Below are 16,331 nucleotides of genomic sequence, written 5' to 3'. Positions count from 1 at the left end.
GGCTTCTTATAAATTCAGAATTAAAGTTTACTGACCGCTTTTTCCAGCGATAGCATCCTTCACGTGATCGTTGTGAACGATAATTTCTTTGAACGAATAAGCACCAGTTTTTGGAGACTTAGTCATTGTAATAACTTTTGAATACTCTTTGCCAGCTCCGGTTTTCAGGGTTGCAACTACTTTCTTTGCCATATCTTATGATCTTTTGAGTTTTAAGTTGTATGTTTTAAGTTATAAGTTAATACAGATGTACCTATAACGGGGAACTTATAACTTACTACTAATAACTTATTACTTAATTTCTTTGTGAACAGTCACTTTTCTAAGCACTGGATTAAATTTCTTTAACTCCAAACGCTCTGTGGTGTTCTTTTTATTTTTAGTTGTCACGTAACGAGACATTCCAGCCATGCCACTTTCTTTGTGCTCGGTACATTCTAAAATAACCTGAACTCTATTGCCTTTCTTAGCCATTGTATTATTTTTTGAGTTGTAAGTTGTAAGTTTTAGGTTGTAAGTTTAAGTCAAGCGTGTAACTTATAACTTATCACTTAATACTTATAACTATATATACCCTTTTTTAAGGAACTTATTAATTACGGCAGTGATGCCATTTTTGCTGATGGTTTTGATCGCTGAAGTAGAAACTTTCAACGTGATCCATCTATCTTCTTCTGGAATGTAAAACTTTTTTACATGCAGGTTAGGGTAAAATTTACGTTTAGTTTTTACGTTCGAATTAGAAACGTTAAAACCATTCATCGCCATTTTCCCGGTTAAATCACAAATTCTCGACATGACTCTATGTGTATCTTTATTATTAATTCAACTCTTTAAAGAGTTTGCAAATATCAGGAGAAAAAATTAGATACGCAATAGTTTTTCAAAATAGTTCAGGGATTTGAATGATGAGAGTTTAGAGTTGAAATTGAAAGTGGAGAGTGGAAAGTGGAAAGTGGAGGTGTAAGGCTCGCGGCAAAAAGCTACCGCTACGCCCCGGTTTAGATTGCAAGTTTTTTGCGGCTATGTCAGGTTTGCAAACGAACCCTATTTCGTTTGCTCCTTTAATAGAAGTATCGTACTAGCCGATTTAAACCCGGGCGACGCAAGTAGCTTTTGCCAGGCAGTGTATGCAGTTAAACTAAAATTTCAAGGCAAAACTACTGCAAAGCACGGGACTACCGATTCAGAAGGATCACAGGCATTGCTTTCCAAATCCATTTTATTTTTTCTCGATCCGTTAAATAAATATTTTACTTCGGGTAGTACTCCACTCAACTAATAATGCTAACCCGACAGAGTTTCTTAAACCTATTTTCATCTCCTTTGCTTACACATTCTGATCTTAAACAGCAATTCAAATCCACCTCGCTATCCGATATAGGGTACGTACACAATTATACACCATCATATTTATACACCATCACAAATCTTCTACACGATTATGTCCGATATGCTTGCATCCTACACCTGAGAAAACTATTTTTACCACACAATGACGTAATCATACCGCACACGAAGTACGTCGAATAAACTTTATAATATTAAAATGGACTTTCGTATTAATTCTTTTGACGATTACAAACGCATCTATGATTACAGTGTAGCTGAACCGGAAAATTTCTGGGGAGGTATAGCCGATACTTTTCTATGGAAGAAGAAGTGGGACAAGGTGTTAGAATGGAATTTCGTTGAGCCTAAGGTTGAATGGTTTAAAGGCGCGAAGCTGAACATTACCGAAAACTGCCTGGACCGCCACCTGGAGAAAAACGGTGATAAAACTGCAATCATCTGGGAGCCAAACGACGTCGAAGAACATTACAGGAAATTTACTTATAAAGAGCTTCATTTTAAAGTTTGCCAGTTTGCAAATGCCTTAAAAAATAACGGTGCAAAGAAAGGCGACCGGATTTGTATTTATATGCCAATGGTGCCGGAATTGGCTATTGCAGTTCTGGCTTGTGCGAGGATCGGAGCGATACACTCTGTTGTATTTGGCGGTTTTTCTGCGCAGTCTATTGCCGACCGGATAAATGATGCCGAGTGCAGTCTGGTTATCACTGCTGACGGTGGCTTCAGAGGACCGAAAGATATTCCATTGAAAAGTATAATTGACGATGCCTTGGTGCAATGCCGGTCTGTTCAGAAAATCATTGTACTTACCCGCACCCGTACCCCAGTTTCGATGATTAAGGGACGTGATGTATGGTGGGAAGATGAAATACGAAAAGTTGAAACTCAGGGTAACCCGGAGTGTGAGGCAGAACCGATGGATTCCGAAGACCCCTTGTTTATTCTATATACTTCCGGCTCTACGGGCAAGCCTAAAGGTGTTGTCCACACATGTGGGGGTTATATGGTATATGCCGGGTATACGTTTAACACTGTTTTTCAGTACGAACCGAACGACATACATTTCTGTACTGCTGATATTGGCTGGATCACCGGCCATTCATATATCGTTTACGGCCCATTGTCGCAAGGAGCGACCACTCTCATGTTTGAGGGTGTCCCTACATATCCTGATGCTGGCCGTTTCTGGGATATCGTAGATAAATTCAAAGTCACTATCCTTTATACAGCGCCAACTGCCATCCGTTCCCTGATGAGTTTCGGAGATGAGCCACTAAAAGGCAAAGACCTAAGTTCCCTTAAAAAATTGGGATCGGTAGGTGAACCTATTAATGAGGAAGCATGGCACTGGTATAATGACAACATCGGTAAAGGCAATTGTCCGATAGTAGATACCTGGTGGCAAACAGAAAATAGCGGTATTATGATATCGCCAATTGCTGGAGTAACACCGACAAAACCGGGTTACGCCACACTTCCTTTACCGGGAATTCAGCCTTGTCTGGTCGACGAGCAAGGAAATGAACTCACAGGAAATGGAGTTAGCGGCAACTTATGTATCAAATTCCCATGGCCAGGAGTAATCCGTACCACCTGGGGTGATCATGAACGCTGCCGCATTACTTATTTCGCAACATATCCTAATATGTATTTCACAGGCGACGGATGTTTGCGTGATGAGGATGGATATTATCGTATAACGGGCCGTGTAGATGATGTGATAAACGTATCAGGGCATCGTATCGGAACTGCAGAGGTGGAAAATGCTATTAATATGCATGCCGACGTCATTGAAAGTGCCGTGGTGGGCTATCCACATGATATCAAAGGCCAGGGAATTTATGCTTATGTGATTCTGGGTACATCAATGCACGATCATGAACTTACCCGAAGGGATATTTTGCAGACTGTAGCACGCATTATTGGGGCAATCGCTAAGCCTGATAAAATCCAGTTCGTTTCTGGCTTACCAAAAACAAGATCAGGGAAAATCATGCGCCGTATTTTAAGAAAAATAGCGGAGGGGGAAACTTCAGCGCTGGGGGATACGTCGACGCTATTGGATCCGAATGTGGTGGAGGAGATAAAAGGAGGGGCCTTGTAATAAATACTTCAGAAAACAAGAAACAAAGAGCAAAGATTAAGAACGCGTTGTCTTTATTCCCTGTCTGCCGACAGGCAGGCTTGCTCTTTGTTCTTTCATCCATAAAAACATTTCCCCCTTATCCCTGTTAAATACTTACACATAAACTCTACTACTATGGATAAGTTAGAATTAAAAGGAAAATGGAATGAGATGAAGGGTAAGGTTAAACAATCTTATGCCGACATGACAGACGATGATCTTACATACGAAGAAGGTAAAGAAGATGAACTTTATGGAAGATTACAGCAGAAAACGGGCAAGACGCGCGAAGGTGTGATCGACTGGTTGAGAAGCTTGTAATAAAGGAAAGCCCCCGATTTAAATCGGGGGCTTTTTTATGTGTCGTTGCGAGCGTAGCGAGGCAATCTCATGTTCAGAGTGCCAGTATTTGGTTGCCTGTGATTGGGAATCTGTCCGAATTCAATAGTTCATGGGACTAAAATGCATTAATATGTTTATCTCTCAAAACACGGGTCAAAGTCAGCTGCTACAGAGCTAACACCCCTGGCAACGTTAATAAAGATTCTTTTTGTATTTTCGTCACAATGAAGACTAAGCCGACAATACTTGTAGTAAACGACGATGGAATCACTGCCCCCGGTATAAAAGCCTTGATAGAGGTTATGCAGGGACTTGGAAAAGTGGTTGTGGTAGCCCCCGACGGCCCGCAATCTGCTACCGGGCATGCAATAACAATTGCTAAACCATTGAGACTAGATGGGGTAGAACTCTATAGTGGGGTGGAGATGTATAAATGTTCAGGCACACCCGTCGACTGTGTAAAACTAGCAGTGAACAAAGTGTTCAAAGGCAAGAAACCAGACCTTTGCGTGTCAGGTATCAACCACGGATTAAATAATTCCATTAATGTATTGTATTCCGGCACGATGTCGGCAGCAGTAGAAGGCGCTATAGAAAGTATCCCCTCCATCGGGTTTTCGCTGGATGATTTCGAACTTGACGCCGATTTTAGTCATTGTAAAAAGTATATTGAGATAATAACGAGGCAGGTGATGAAAAACGGCCTTGGCCCGGGAACATTGCTGAATGTGAACTTCCCTAAGGGCGATGCGATCAAAGGCATTAAGATCTGTCGTCAGGCAAATGCGAAATGGGCTGAAGAATTTGATGAGCGCCTCGATCCGCACAAACGGAAGTATTATTGGTTAACGGGAGTTTTTCAAAACAATGATCACGGCGAAGATACTGACGTGTGGGCGCTGGAAAACGGATATGCATCTGTAGTTCCTGTCCAATTCGACATGACAGCCCATCATGCCATACCAGTTCTCAACACCTGGACTTTCGAATAGAAACGGGCCTGATCTTAATACTTGATACTTGATACCTGATACTGAGTCATGAAATACTACCTTATTGCCGGCGAAGCTTCCGGAGATCTTCACGGCTCTAACCTGATGAAAGCCTTAAAAAAGGAAGATTCCGACGCTGAATTTCGCTTTTTTGGTGGTGACCTGATGAAAGCAGAAGGTGGTGTTTTGACGAAGCATTACTCCGAAATGGCTTTTATGGGATTTGTTGAAGTCCTTGCCAATCTCAATGCAATACTTAAAAATATAAAACTGGCCAAACAGGATATTCAATTGTTCAAGCCCGATGTGATCATCCTTATTGATTTCCCTGGCTTCAATATGAAAATCGCACAATATGCCCGGCAGGAAAATATTAAGGTGTTTTATTACATCTCTCCCAAGGTTTGGGCATGGAACCAGAAACGGGTTTTGAAAATAAAAAAGTGCGTCGACCAAATGTTTTGCATTCTGCCCTTCGAGGTTGATTTCTATAAAAGATGGGGGATGGACGTAGACTATGTGGGAAATCCAATACTCGATGCTATTGCGGAGAGTATCCCTGATGACCAGTTTAAAATCAATCATGATCTGGATGTCAGGCCGATGGTTGCCTTTTTGCCTGGCTCCAGGAAACAGGAACTTGACCGAGTTTTGCCTGAAATGGTCAAAGCAGCTGATAGTTTTCCGGATTTCCAATTCGTAATTGCCGGGGCTCCAACATTCACCACCGACGACTATCTCCCTTATTTGAAAGGCCGTGAAATCCCGGTAATTTTTGACGCGACCTACAACCTGCTCCGGAATTCCAAAGCCGCGGTTGTCACTTCTGGTACAGCCACCCTGGAAACCGCATTGCTGAGAATTCCTCAGGTAGTTGTATATAAAGGAAATCCGGTATCTATTGCGATAGCCCGTATGCTGGTCAATATTAAATATATTTCCCTGGTCAACCTGGTGATGAATGAGAAGGTGGTAAAGGAGCTGATCCAGGAGGAGTGTACAAGTGTAATGATTGCGCGGGAACTTGATATGATCTTAAATGATAAGCTGTACCGAACCGGGATGCTTATTAATTATGATGAACTTGCTCTGAAAATGGGATCGCCAGGTGCCTCCGACAGGGCTGCCCAACTTATGATAGGTTATTTACAGGGCTAAGATCTAAGCCCGGAAACCAAAAGCCGCCCTTTCTCGTATCTTTAACAAAGCGCGAAGAACAAACTGTTCTGCCGCTTGTTTTTATATCTGCCTGATATTAAGTATATTCTTCATAACTTAATGTATGTATTTTAGGATCCTGCTATTGTCCTGTATGTGCTCCGCAGCTTTACCGGGGTATGGGCAGGTCGTGACGGAGTGTCCACAAAATATAGGCTTTGAGAGTGGCACCCTTATCAATTGGGAGTGTTCCATCGGAACCATATCACAAACTGGAGGGATGGTTCCGAACGCGGTCCGGCCTGCATTTTTAACTTTATTCACGTCCGGCCCACAGCCCGACCAGCACGCTATTATTCCCACCGGCGGGGTAGACTATTACGGCAATTTTTCAACAAATGCCCCAAATGGAAGCAGGAATGTGGTTAAATTAGGAAATGATGTTCCCGGGCGCGGAGCCGAGCGCATCAGCTACACCATTGCTGTTCCCGCTAACGTGGATGAATATTCCATAATTTTCAACTATGCGGTAGTATTTGAGAGCCCTACACATGAGTATGATGAACAACCCCGATTTACGGCAAGGGTGTTTGACGTGGCATCTAATACAACTACCGCATGCGGGTCTTTCGAATTTATAGCCTCTGGCGGGCTCCCGGGATTTACAACTTCCCGGTCTACCAGCCGCAACCCAACTGGAGCAGGAGGTGGCGGTGGAGGTGGCGGTGGTGGTGGTGGTAGCCCTGTACCTGTGCTATATAAAGAATGGTCGCCGGTACTGGTCAATCTCTCCGCCTATCGCGGGAAAACAATAAGGCTTGAATTTACCACTAACGATTGCAGCCTGGGAGGCCATTTTGGTTACGCATACATCGATTTTGATGAGAACTGTTCCATCCCTGTTACAGGTAACATCACCTGTCCAGGAATTCAAAGCATTACCTTAAAGACTCTTTCTGGTTTCTTTGGCTACCGCTGGTTTAATGCAGAAACGTCAGAACTTCTGGGGACTGCCGATAGCGTGGTGCTTTCGCCCGTCCCACCAATAGGTACACGGATTGGCATCGAGCTAATACCTTATCCCGGTTTAGGTTGCCAGCAAATTCTATATACAACCATTGGCGGGATGTCTATGAATATTATTGACCCCCCGCCTGATTGTTTCAGCGTTGATCTTACAGATTTTTCTTTAAAAGCCGGAAACAGTTCCGACCTTTCCTATACCTACTGGACTGACCCACTGGCTACAGTTCGGCTGAGCAATCCCAGCCAGGTGACTGTTTCAGGCACATATTATATTCGCGGACGAAGTTCATCGGGTTGCTTTCTGGTGCGGCCTGTTAGGGTAACCATCACTGAGGTGCCTCCAATTATACAAACAAGGACTTTGCAGGCTGTGCATCCGGCAACGGTCGACATAACCACAGCTTTTATCCGTAATGAAGAAATTACTTATACTTTTTGGACTAACAGTACCGGAACCATCCCTCTGCTCAACCCAACGCAAGTCGGCAGGAAGGGAACTTATTACATTAAAAGCACTACTCCAGAGACTTGTGTTTCCATAACACCAATATCCGTGGATATCATAATTCCGGACTATGTTATCCCAAATATGTTTACACCCAATGGGGATGGAGTGAATGATGAGCTAACCGTACTGATTAACGCTAATGTGGATGTGAAACAGTTTAAGATATTTAACCGCTGGGGCGATGTCGTATACATCACTACAGACATTGATAAATACTGGTCTGGATTTCGCGAAAATTCCGAGGTTCCGGCAGGAGTATATTATTGGGTAATAGATGGGATTTTGGAGTCGAAGAGGTATTTGAGGTCGGGGTATGTGACCTTAATAAGGTAGGACTTGTAATTGAATAGTTGATCATCAGTTGCCCGTTGCCGGTTATCAGGCTGGATGCACTAAACGCTTAGCCTGGTAAAGGCAACGGGTAACTGGTAACACTTTGCCTTCTCTTATTTAACGGTGAAATTAACCATATAATTCCCCCAAATCAACGAAACTACCCCTGTCTTAGCTATCTTAAAAGTCATCCGTTCAGCAAATGCCGGAGCTTTAAGAGTCTTAGCCGTAAACCTTAGCACATCAGTTTTCTTGTCGTACTCCGTGCCGGACTGGTTCCAGGTTTTATTCAGAATGATGACAAATTCCTTCTGTCCGGGAATTGAATATAAGCTGTATTTGCCTTTCGGGAGGGTTTTGCCGGCAATAGTAACGTTTTTACTCACCTCGAAAACCGTGGCTTCATTAGCGCCGGTACGCCAAACTTGTCCCCAAGGTGCGATTTCCTTACCAATAGTTCTTCCTTTTATACCAGGCGAACTGTAATTAATGCTAATCGTGACTCCGGAAGTGGTAGTTTGAGAAACTTTAGCCGCCGGGCTTGCCCTTTGGGCACATGCTGTAAATCCATTGAAAAGGCCTGTAATCAATAGAAGGGTGAGTATTTTTTTCATAGATAGTGGTTTTAAACAAATATAAATAAGGAAGCTATCATTATCGAAATTGAATAAAATTAAACCTTCGGCACCTTCCAGCCATTATTATACCGAGCCTTCATCAACTGATTAGCCTCATCATCAGTAAACTCATTCTTTGCTTTATCCCAATATACTTTTTTACCTGTTTTATAAGCAATATTCCCCATCTGGGCATTGATTGCAGCAATGCTTCCCGTTTGGATCCCGCATTTCAAACGAGACGGATCATTGTTTGTAATGGCATCGACAAAATTAACAGCATGTGCTTCATGAGCATTTTTTTCAGGTTTGCGATGCGGCACCTCCTCTGTTTTGTTAATTCGCTTTCCATCCTGGGTTTCCGTTTCCGGGATCACTTTCCATCCGCCACGGTTGACGACAAGTGTCGCATTGTTTCCAATGAATGCAATACCTTCAGTAGAGCCGTAGTTGCCGCCATCAATGCCTGTAGCATGTTCCCAAAGCATATTAAATCCTTCATACTCGTAAACCGTTTGTAGAGTGTCAGGAGTTTCTGAAGCATCGTCCGGATAAGCAAATTTTCCCCCTGAAGCCATAACCGATTTGGGTTCTTTTACTCCCATAGCAAATAAGGCAATATCAATCTCATGCACACCCCAGTCGGTCATCAGTCCACCTGCATAATCCCAGAACCATCTGAAGTTAAAATGAAAGCGATTCTGATTGAAATCGCGCTTAGGTGCCGGACCTAACCACATCGCATAGTCAACTCCTGCCGGAGCAGGGGTGTCGGCAACTTTAGGTACCGGTTTCATCCAGCCCTGGTAGGCCCAGCATTTCACCAGCCTGATCTGTCCCAGTTTGCCCGTTTTTATATAGTCGATGGCTTCAGCATATTGTGATCCGGAACGTTGCCATTGCCCTACCTGCACTATTTTCCCGTATCGTTCCTGCGCTTTCACCATGATCTGGCATTCCTCGATGGTATTCGCTATGGGTTTCTCCACGTAGACATGTTTGCCTGCCGAAACGGCGTCTACCATGTTCAGGCAATGCCAGTGATCAGGAGTGCCAATGATTACGACGTCAATATTTGGATCTTCAAGCATTTTGCGATAATCCCGATACTGCTTTGGCCGCTTTCCGCGAAGTTTAAACACATCTTCTGTGCGCTGGTCAAGAACACTCTGATCAACATCTGCCAGAGCCACACAGTTGACCTGAGGAAGTTTCAGATGAGCATTCATGTTCGACCATCCCATGCCTTTGCATCCAATAAGCCCGAAATTGAGCTGGTCGGAAGCCTTTATATTACGGGTATAGCGACTGAAATCTGAAGCAGTAAGAATTTGCGGCATACTGATTCCTGCTCCTGCGAGCATAGTATTTTGAATAAATTTTCTTCTTGAATTATCCATAATTTCTCTTTTAGCGATGTTTATGCAATGTTTTTTACCAGCGACTATAATCTCATTTGAGATAAATTTAATCCCATCAATTTAATAAAAAAAACAGTTTAATGAAATATTAATTGGGTTCTGGAAAAAAGAACAGTGACTACCTTCACTATAACCTTTGCAATTGTAATTAGCCTGGGGTAGCAACAAAATTCTAAATGATCATTTCCAAACTTGAAATAGTCGTTTAAAATGCTGATAATTGTAGCTGGAAAACAGTTTATCAAAATCATTCCAAATAGGGGGGATTAGCTCATTTGGCTAGAGCGCTTCGCTGGCAGTGAAGAGGTGATCGGTTCGAATCCGATATTCTCCACCAAACTACACATAAGGGCTTCACAGCCCCTATGTGATGAAAAGTCTGCCAAAAGTCTACTACAGACCTAGAAATGAAGATGACTACAAATTATAATCTGAATCCATACGCCAGTCGAACTGCTACTTGGCTAGGATTTTTCAAATCTAGAAACGCGTTGCCTGTCATTCCTTCATAACGTAAGCCCATGTCAATTCCTGAATTTGTACCAACCCCAATTCCTGGCGTATAAAGAAAGCTTGTTTTTGCTCCATTACGTGTTGGAAAGCCAGCGCCTGTAAAATGTGAGGTCGGGATAGAACACCTAAAACAGCTACCTTTGAGCCAATGATATCAAATTCAGTTTCTTGATAAAGAGGTACTTAAATTGTGATTTATGGCTGGGCCTTGTGCTCATACTTTTAACAGCCTGCAAGCCAGCACAAAAGTTGGTAACCAACAACAATCTGCGCTCTCGAACGTATGCTCTATGATCTATCAAGGCGTAATGATAAAGCCAAAGCAGCTAATGACTGGAAGACAACAGTTATGACAAATTGAGATATGATATGAATATGAAGAAACCCCCTCGTTCTGTATTGATAGTGATTCTGGGGCTCCTTTCGGCCCTGGGCCCCTTTTCTATTGATATGTATCTGCCGGGTTTTCCGACGATAGCGGCTGACTTAAACACCACTGTAGACCGGGTGTCTTATTCCTTATCCAGTTTTTTTATCGGCATCTGCATTGGTCAGATGATCTGCGGTCCTCTACTCGATCGGTTTGGGAGGAAGAAACCGCTGTACTTTGGCTTAGTGATATACATCCTGGCATCCGTCGGTTGCGCCTATTCCGATTCTGTGGAAGCTTTAATCGGCTTTCGCTTCCTGCAGGCACTGGGCGGTTGCGTAGGCATGGTTGCCCCTGGAGCGATTGTGCGGGATAGTTTTCCTGTTAAGGAGAATGCAAAAGTGTTCTCTTTGCTGATCCTCATATTAGGAGTATCGCCAATTTTAGCGCCTACAGTGGGTAGTTTCGTAATTGCTGGTTTAGGATGGCATGCAGTATTTATCGTGCTTGCTCTTATTGCCGCTTTATTATTGATTACCGTAATTTTTCTATTGCCGGAAACCAAACGAGCTGATCCGTCGATGTCGCTGATGCCGCGGCCCATTCTAACTAACTTTCTCTTTGTAGTCAAACAACCACAGTTTTTCACCTACGCCTTTTCCGGTGCAGTTGCCGCAGCCGGCTTGTTCGCTTATCTCGCCGGTTCACCTTTCGTTTTTATGAATATTTATAAGCTTAGTGATCAGCAGTATGGTTTGGTCTTCGGTTTGGTTGCTGCTGGTTTGATCACTTGCAGTCAACTGAATAATCTTTTACTCAGAAGATATGATAGTGCGCAAATAATCAGAATTGTGCTGGCGGTACAAACACTGATCGGGCTTATTTTATTCTTTAGCAGCTTTTTAGGTTGGCATAACGTCTATAGCACTATAGGCTTGATATTCCTTTTTCTAAGTTGCCAGGGCTTTAGCTTTCCCAATTCGTCTGCTCTCTCCCTGGCGCCTTTTACACGGGAAGCAGGAAGCGCCTCAGCCCTTATGGGTGCCTTGCAAATGGGCTTCGGTGCCTTAGCTTCGGCATTAGTTGGATTCATCAATAACGGTACGACAATGCCAATGACAGGCGTTATGGCTGGATGTGCATTGCTTGGTCTGATTATTCTTAGTTTGGGACGTAAGCGTTTGGAATACAAATCCCGAATCGAAGATGTGGAAGAGCAGGCTTTTGAACAAATTGAGAAGTATTGAAGGCATAACGGTTTTTAAAAGAGCATTCCGCCAAACTCAGGTCCAAGCTTAGGATTAAGCAAGTCGGATATTGCTGTATCGATCTTAATATACTGTCAAAAGATGAATATCTTAGATTTGCCAAAGAGGAGTGGGATCCAAAGGAATATATCAGACAATTGCCGAAAATTAAGGAAATGAATAGGCACGACTGATCACACTTAGGTTCGTTCAAAACCCTATCTTTATAAAGATCGTTAACCGCACAAATTACTAAAAACAACAAAACCATGGGCTTATTCTCTTCACTATTAGGAAATGCGGGTGCAGTAGACACCGAGGATTTAAATAAAGATTACGCACTTCTTTTAACAGATGGCGAGCAGATTGAACTTGGGTTCAAACTTATCAGGGACGTTTTTATTTTCACAAACAAAAGGCTGATCCTTGTGAATAAACAAGGCTTAACAGGCAGCAAAACCGAGTATAAGTCCATCTCTTATAAAAGTATCTCCCGTTTCAGTATTGAAACTGCAGGAACTTTTGAACTTGACGCAGAACTTAAAATATGGGTTTCCAGTGAAACACAGCCTAGTATATCTAAACAATTCAATAAGTCGGTAAACGTGTACGAAGTTCAAAAGCTTTTAGCTCATTATGTTCTGGGGTAATAGGAGTGTTTGGTGGGCGGCTATTTCAACCCATTGGTGTCCGATAACATGATTTTGGATTTTCGACCCCGAAGGTGGTCGCATGTTAGTGAAATCTTCACATTCGACCGCCTTCGGGGTCGGGAAAAGAAAAGAATGAATTGTTCTATAAACATTTGACCCCTTCAGGGTCAAAAAACCTGTATTTCAAATTAACTATTGCCCCCGATTCCCGGATCAGAATAGTTCTTCCCGGCATCTTCAATAATGACAACCCAATCACTTCCTCGCCCTTCAGAGTGAGGTTTTACAGTTTTAGTTCCGGCATTGTCAAATGTTCCCAGTGATATGCTGCGGCCGTCACGGGGATTAAAAAGCCATGCCTTGAGCTGTATTGCTTTTAATTTCTGTGTATTGAAAGTTGTTTCTTTCCCGTACGACAAGTAGGCCAAGAGGAAATCTCCGGCGGCCATCTAACTCCGCCAGTATGACCGCCTGAATAACGGTGAAACCCTTTTTTGCCCGGTCTTCCAGATACATTTCAGCCTCTTCCCGATCCAGTCGGTGAAATAATTCCCAGGCGGTATCTCCCAGCCAGAAAAATGGTTTCCCGGTGCTGGATTGTAGAAATCTTTGGTCTGAACTTACTTTAAGCTGTGCCTGGGAAAAGGAAGCAATATATAATACAATGAAGAGAATTGATAGGGAACCTTTCATGTCTTGCCAAGATAATTAATATTTTAATCAAATTAGTCTGTAATTTCCAAATCTGAAAACCCGTTTGGCAATTTTCTGTTGTTTAGGTATCATTGCAACAATATGTCAGCAGAACAACAGAAATCAGATATCTTTAGCGAGATCAGGAAGGAACTCGAAAGCCAGAATTTTCAAGTAGTTTCAGAAGACCAAACTCGCCCCTGGGGTGGATTTTTTGTCCTGGCCGAAGATCAGGCACAGCAATTTGCAGATAAATACTTTGATGGCTTATCGGTTGACGATTTGAAAATATCAGGTAAGCTGAGCCCGAAAATACTTGTTGTTGCTCCAGAAAAAAGGCTTTCATGGCAATATCATCATCGCCGGGCAGAAATATGGCAAGTCATGAAAGGAACTGTCGGTATCAAAACTAGCGACACAGACGAAGAGGGAACAATTAATTCTTATTCCCCCGGTGATCGTATCATATTACAAAAAGGCGAACGCCACCGCCTTATCGGATTAGAAGATTGGGGAATAGTAGCCGAGATTTGGCAGCATACTGATCCATCTAATCCTTCCGACGAATCAGATATTGTTAGGGTACAAGACGACTTCGGGCGCTAAAAGCCAGTTTCTTACGTTTCTATCCCAAAGAGTTTAAATTTTTCTAATTTTGCCCCTCATTAATACACCCCTTATTTAACAACACCCCCTATTTAACAAATGGTTATCCTCATCTTTTTCCTTTGCCACTGGTTTTTGTCGCTGTTTTTTCAAACTTTTTTCCTTCACAGATATGCATCGCATAAGATGTTCAATATGACTCCGTTCTGGGAAAAAACGTTTTATATGATGACTTTCCTGTTCCAGGGCTCGTCGTTTTTGAATCCACGTGCCTATGCCATTATGCATAGAATGCACCATGCCTACAGTGATACCGAAAAGGATCCTCACTCACCTCACTTTATCAAAGATGTATGGGGACTGATGATCAAGACAAAAAATATCTACCTGGAATACGTGAAATATAAAATAGAGCCGGAACCTGCTTTTCGCGATAGATATCCTACATGGGCATTAATAGACCGTATTGGTGATCTTTGGGTTACGCGTTCTATATTTATTCTTTTCTACATCAGCTTTTATGTGGTATTCGCAGAGCATTGGTGGATGTTTCTTTTGTTACCTATCCATTTTCTAATGGGCCCGCTGCACGGTGCTATTGTAAACTGGTGCGGACATAAATACGGCTACTCCAATCACGATAATGACGATCATAGCAAAAATAGCCTTCCCCTTGATTTTCTGATGATGGGCGAGCTTTTTCAGAACAATCATCACAAAAAACCCAATAGTGTAAATTTTGCAGATAAATGGTTTGAGTTTGATCCGTCGTATCCGATTATCAAGTTGATGCATTACTTGAGGATAATCAAGTTGAGGAAGGTCTGAGAAACAAAAAAAGCCATTCCATATTCCGGAACAGCTTTTCTTAGTTTAGTTACTAGTAATTGATTACGCGGTCATTAATCCCCCTTGTGGACGGTTATTGAAAGTGATATGTTTAATCAGCTTGATCCGTGCATTCTGAATCGCTTTAAGATCTGACATTAAGATTTCATGTAACTGCTGATCGAATTTCTCTACTAATTTCATTGCGGGCATTTTAGTATTTCTTTTCATGGCTGTGGGGTTTATTTAGTTTAGTATCTTTTTTAGTCTTCTTCTGTTAAATTATCTTTTCTTCTTTTTGCTTCTTCAATTTGTCTTTCCAGTTGCTCTGAATCTCGTGAGTCTTCAGTCGCTTCAGGATTCTTAGGATTATCCCAGTTTTTTTCTTTTTCGGGGAAATCTTCCTGTTGTCCGTTTCCTTTTTGTTTTCCGGGATCAATCATAATTACATCGTTTCTGTAATCTTTATTACGATTTCTGTTCCAAAATATTTGACCAGCGCTATGAACAGGTATTAATTTTCAAAATCGGTTTTCTAGATGCGTATTTATACGGTACTGCTGGATGACCACAGGCCTGAACGTGTATTTTGAGATATATAAGGTGTATAGTGGAGTATACAATCCCTGATTTATTTTTTGAATTTTAGTTTTACATGCCGCTTCACCTCATCCAGGCCCGTTATTCATTGCCCTTTGTTCAAATGTTGAAATCTCCTTTCCTTACACATCATTCTAAATTTTAGATTTGTGTGGGTTAAAATATCCTCTTTTATAATGGCAGAAATAGATTATAGTGACGATAGTATCCGCTCGCTGGATTGGAAGGAACATATCCGCTTGCGCCCGGGAATGTACATCGGGAAACTTGGCGATGGGTCAGCGTATGACGATGGTATCTATGTTTTATTGAAAGAGATACTGGATAACTCAATCGATGAGTTTGTGATGGGATCCGGGCGAACTATCGAGGTAACGGTAACTGATAAACGGGTTTCCATCCGGGATTATGGGCGGGGCATCCCTCTGGGAAAAGTGATTGACTGCGTATCCAAGATTAATACAGGCGGTAAATACGATTCTAAAGCCTTTCAGAAATCGGTTGGCTTGAACGGTGTGGGTACTAAAGCCGTGAATGCGCTTTCTTCTAGTTTTTCTGTCCAGTCATATAGGGATGGCCGTACCAAGAAAGCGGAGTTTGAACAGGGTGTCCTTGTAAATGACCAGCCTGAAACTGAAACAACACAGCGCAATGGTACTGCGGTGGTATTTTATGCCGACGATACTATTTTCCGTCACTACCACTATATTCCGGAGTTTGTTGAAAGTATGATCTGGAATTATGTATTCCTTAATTCCGGGTTAACGATAAATTTCAATGGTACCAAGTATTTCTCAGAGCGAGGCTTGTACGACCTTTTAACGAGGAATACAGATGTAGAAACAATACGCTATCCAATAATACACCTTAAAGGGGATGATATTGAAGTAGCCATGACCCATGGTCAGCAGTACGGGGAAGAATATTACTCCTTTGTCAATGGACA

19 protein-coding genes and 1 tRNA gene are annotated in these 16,331 nt (G+C 42.4%); 11 read left to right on the top strand and 9 right to left on the bottom strand.

The window, feature by feature from the left end; genetic code table 11:
• Positions 1 to 27: 27 nt before the first annotated feature.
• The 3 genes from WBJ10_RS17130 to rpmB form a co-directional block, all read right to left on the bottom strand.
• Complete coding sequence (locus WBJ10_RS17130) at positions 28 to 192, bottom strand: DUF4295 domain-containing protein (RefSeq protein WP_079703648.1); 165 nt, start codon at positions 190 to 192, stop codon at positions 28 to 30.
• Between the two features lie 99 nt (positions 193 to 291).
• Positions 292 to 474: a 50S ribosomal protein L33 gene (rpmG, locus tag WBJ10_RS17125; protein WP_079703649.1), complete on the bottom strand. Its 183-nt coding sequence runs from the start codon at positions 472 to 474 to the stop codon at positions 292 to 294.
• 90 nt (positions 475 to 564) lie between these two features.
• Complete coding sequence (gene rpmB / locus WBJ10_RS17120; protein ID WP_079703650.1) at positions 565 to 798, bottom strand: 50S ribosomal protein L28; 234 nt, start codon at positions 796 to 798, stop codon at positions 565 to 567.
• A 751-nt stretch (positions 799 to 1,549) separates the two neighbouring features.
• Here rpmB and acs point away from each other — a divergent pair.
• From acs to WBJ10_RS17095, 5 genes are all read left to right on the top strand, one after another.
• A complete protein-coding gene (gene acs / locus WBJ10_RS17115; protein ID WP_424292500.1) occupies positions 1,550 to 3,457 on the top strand; it encodes an acetate--CoA ligase in 1,908 nt (635 codons plus the stop codon).
• 156 nt (positions 3,458 to 3,613) lie between these two features.
• Positions 3,614 to 3,799 (top strand): CsbD family protein, encoded by a 186-nt coding sequence (locus tag WBJ10_RS17110; protein ID WP_424292498.1) that lies wholly within the window; start codon positions 3,614 to 3,616, stop codon positions 3,797 to 3,799.
• Between the two features lie 245 nt (positions 3,800 to 4,044).
• A complete protein-coding gene (surE, locus tag WBJ10_RS17105) occupies positions 4,045 to 4,812 on the top strand; it encodes a 5'/3'-nucleotidase SurE (RefSeq protein ID WP_424292496.1) in 768 nt (255 codons plus the stop codon).
• A gap of 48 nt (positions 4,813 to 4,860) precedes the next feature.
• A complete protein-coding gene (lpxB, locus tag WBJ10_RS17100) occupies positions 4,861 to 5,970 on the top strand; it encodes a lipid-A-disaccharide synthase (protein ID WP_424292495.1) in 1,110 nt (369 codons plus the stop codon).
• 280 nt (positions 5,971 to 6,250) lie between these two features.
• A complete protein-coding gene (locus tag WBJ10_RS17095) occupies positions 6,251 to 7,837 on the top strand; it encodes a gliding motility-associated C-terminal domain-containing protein (RefSeq protein WP_424292493.1) in 1,587 nt (528 codons plus the stop codon).
• A gap of 113 nt (positions 7,838 to 7,950) precedes the next feature.
• On the opposite strand, the gene WBJ10_RS17090 is transcribed toward WBJ10_RS17095, so the two are convergent.
• A complete protein-coding gene (locus tag WBJ10_RS17090; RefSeq protein WP_424292491.1) occupies positions 7,951 to 8,451 on the bottom strand; it encodes a DUF2911 domain-containing protein in 501 nt (166 codons plus the stop codon).
• Positions 8,452 to 8,510: 59 nt separating this feature from the next.
• Positions 8,511 to 9,854, bottom strand: a complete 1,344-nt coding sequence (locus WBJ10_RS17085) for a Gfo/Idh/MocA family protein (RefSeq protein WP_424292489.1) — start codon at positions 9,852 to 9,854, stop codon at positions 8,511 to 8,513.
• Positions 9,855 to 10,135: 281 nt separating this feature from the next.
• Here WBJ10_RS17085 and WBJ10_RS17080 point away from each other — a divergent pair.
• The 3 genes from WBJ10_RS17080 to WBJ10_RS17070 all read left to right on the top strand — a co-directional run bounded on the left by WBJ10_RS17080 (position 10,136) and on the right by WBJ10_RS17070 (position 12,655).
• A tRNA-Ala gene (locus WBJ10_RS17080) sits at positions 10,136 to 10,212 on the top strand.
• A 551-nt stretch (positions 10,213 to 10,763) separates the two neighbouring features.
• Entirely contained in the window at positions 10,764 to 12,005 is a 1,242-nt protein-coding gene (locus tag WBJ10_RS17075; protein ID WP_424292487.1) for a multidrug effflux MFS transporter, read from the top strand.
• Between the two features lie 269 nt (positions 12,006 to 12,274).
• Positions 12,275 to 12,655, top strand: coding sequence for a PH domain-containing protein (locus tag WBJ10_RS17070; protein ID WP_424292485.1), 381 nt, complete (start codon positions 12,275 to 12,277; stop codon positions 12,653 to 12,655).
• A gap of 191 nt (positions 12,656 to 12,846) precedes the next feature.
• On the opposite strand, the gene WBJ10_RS17065 is transcribed toward WBJ10_RS17070, so the two are convergent.
• Entirely contained in the window at positions 12,847 to 13,107 is a 261-nt protein-coding gene (locus WBJ10_RS17065) for a putative collagen-binding domain-containing protein (RefSeq protein ID WP_424292483.1), read from the bottom strand.
• Positions 13,004 to 13,351: a DUF4038 domain-containing protein gene (locus WBJ10_RS17060; protein ID WP_424292481.1), complete on the bottom strand. Its 348-nt coding sequence runs from the start codon at positions 13,349 to 13,351 to the stop codon at positions 13,004 to 13,006. The genes WBJ10_RS17065 and WBJ10_RS17060 overlap by 104 nt, the downstream gene beginning before the upstream one ends.
• Before the next feature lie 102 nt (positions 13,352 to 13,453).
• On the opposite strand from WBJ10_RS17060, the gene WBJ10_RS17055 reads away from it, so the two are divergent.
• A complete protein-coding gene (locus WBJ10_RS17055) occupies positions 13,454 to 13,957 on the top strand; it encodes a phosphoheptose isomerase (protein ID WP_424292479.1) in 504 nt (167 codons plus the stop codon).
• 99 nt (positions 13,958 to 14,056) lie between these two features.
• Positions 14,057 to 14,785 carry an acyl-CoA desaturase gene (locus tag WBJ10_RS17050; RefSeq protein WP_424292477.1) on the top strand — a complete coding sequence of 243 codons (729 nt, stop codon included), beginning with the start codon at positions 14,057 to 14,059 and terminating at the stop codon, positions 14,783 to 14,785.
• Between the two features lie 63 nt (positions 14,786 to 14,848).
• Here WBJ10_RS17050 and WBJ10_RS17045 read toward each other — a convergent pair whose 3' ends face one another.
• Together WBJ10_RS17045 and WBJ10_RS17040 are read right to left on the bottom strand one after the other, a co-directional pair.
• The gene (locus WBJ10_RS17045; protein ID WP_424292475.1) at positions 14,849 to 15,016 is read right to left on the bottom strand and encodes a hypothetical protein; all 168 of its coding nucleotides are present in this window, start codon (positions 15,014 to 15,016) and stop codon (positions 14,849 to 14,851) included.
• A gap of 32 nt (positions 15,017 to 15,048) precedes the next feature.
• On the bottom strand, positions 15,049 to 15,228 hold the full coding sequence (locus tag WBJ10_RS17040; protein WP_424292473.1) for a hypothetical protein: 180 nt from the start codon (positions 15,226 to 15,228) through the stop codon (positions 15,049 to 15,051).
• A gap of 333 nt (positions 15,229 to 15,561) precedes the next feature.
• Here WBJ10_RS17040 and WBJ10_RS17035 point away from each other — a divergent pair.
• The coding region (locus tag WBJ10_RS17035) for an ATP-binding protein (RefSeq protein ID WP_424292471.1) at positions 15,562 to 16,331 on the top strand (770 nt) is incomplete at its 3' end.

The organism is Daejeonella sp., from assembly GCF_049655485.1.
Taxonomy (GTDB): Bacteria; Bacteroidota; Bacteroidia; order Sphingobacteriales; family Sphingobacteriaceae; genus Daejeonella.
This window is presented reverse-complemented; position numbering and strand designations above follow the sequence as displayed.

What these genes read in the sequence shown, in the direction of transcription:
- WBJ10_RS17130 (WP_079703648.1), bottom strand. Translation starts at nt 192, where the DNA reads ATGGCAAAGAAAGTAGTTGCAACCCTGAAAACCGGAGCTGGCAAAGAG.
- rpmG (WP_079703649.1), bottom strand. Translation starts at nt 474, where the DNA reads ATGGCTAAGAAAGGCAATAGAGTTCAGGTTATTTTAGAATGTACCGAG.
- rpmB (WP_079703650.1), bottom strand. Translation starts at nt 798, where the DNA reads ATGTCGAGAATTTGTGATTTAACCGGGAAAATGGCGATGAATGGTTTT.
- acs (WP_424292500.1), top strand. Translation starts at nt 1,550, where the DNA reads ATGGACTTTCGTATTAATTCTTTTGACGATTACAAACGCATCTATGAT.
- WBJ10_RS17110 (WP_424292498.1), top strand. Translation starts at nt 3,614, where the DNA reads ATGGATAAGTTAGAATTAAAAGGAAAATGGAATGAGATGAAGGGTAAG.
- surE (WP_424292496.1), top strand. Translation starts at nt 4,045, where the DNA reads ATGAAGACTAAGCCGACAATACTTGTAGTAAACGACGATGGAATCACT.
- lpxB (WP_424292495.1), top strand. Translation starts at nt 4,861, where the DNA reads ATGAAATACTACCTTATTGCCGGCGAAGCTTCCGGAGATCTTCACGGC.
- WBJ10_RS17095 (WP_424292493.1), top strand. Translation starts at nt 6,251, where the DNA reads ATGGTTCCGAACGCGGTCCGGCCTGCATTTTTAACTTTATTCACGTCC.
- WBJ10_RS17090 (WP_424292491.1), bottom strand. Translation starts at nt 8,451, where the DNA reads ATGAAAAAAATACTCACCCTTCTATTGATTACAGGCCTTTTCAATGGA.
- WBJ10_RS17085 (WP_424292489.1), bottom strand. Translation starts at nt 9,854, where the DNA reads ATGGATAATTCAAGAAGAAAATTTATTCAAAATACTATGCTCGCAGGA.
- WBJ10_RS17075 (WP_424292487.1), top strand. Translation starts at nt 10,764, where the DNA reads ATGAAGAAACCCCCTCGTTCTGTATTGATAGTGATTCTGGGGCTCCTT.
- WBJ10_RS17070 (WP_424292485.1), top strand. Translation starts at nt 12,275, where the DNA reads ATGGGCTTATTCTCTTCACTATTAGGAAATGCGGGTGCAGTAGACACC.
- WBJ10_RS17065 (WP_424292483.1), bottom strand. Translation starts at nt 13,107, where the DNA reads ATGGCCGCCGGAGATTTCCTCTTGGCCTACTTGTCGTACGGGAAAGAA.
- WBJ10_RS17060 (WP_424292481.1), bottom strand. Translation starts at nt 13,351, where the DNA reads ATGAAAGGTTCCCTATCAATTCTCTTCATTGTATTATATATTGCTTCC.
- WBJ10_RS17055 (WP_424292479.1), top strand. Translation starts at nt 13,454, where the DNA reads ATGTCAGCAGAACAACAGAAATCAGATATCTTTAGCGAGATCAGGAAG.
- WBJ10_RS17050 (WP_424292477.1), top strand. Translation starts at nt 14,057, where the DNA reads ATGGTTATCCTCATCTTTTTCCTTTGCCACTGGTTTTTGTCGCTGTTT.
- WBJ10_RS17045 (WP_424292475.1), bottom strand. Translation starts at nt 15,016, where the DNA reads ATGAAAAGAAATACTAAAATGCCCGCAATGAAATTAGTAGAGAAATTC.
- WBJ10_RS17040 (WP_424292473.1), bottom strand. Translation starts at nt 15,228, where the DNA reads ATGATTGATCCCGGAAAACAAAAAGGAAACGGACAACAGGAAGATTTC.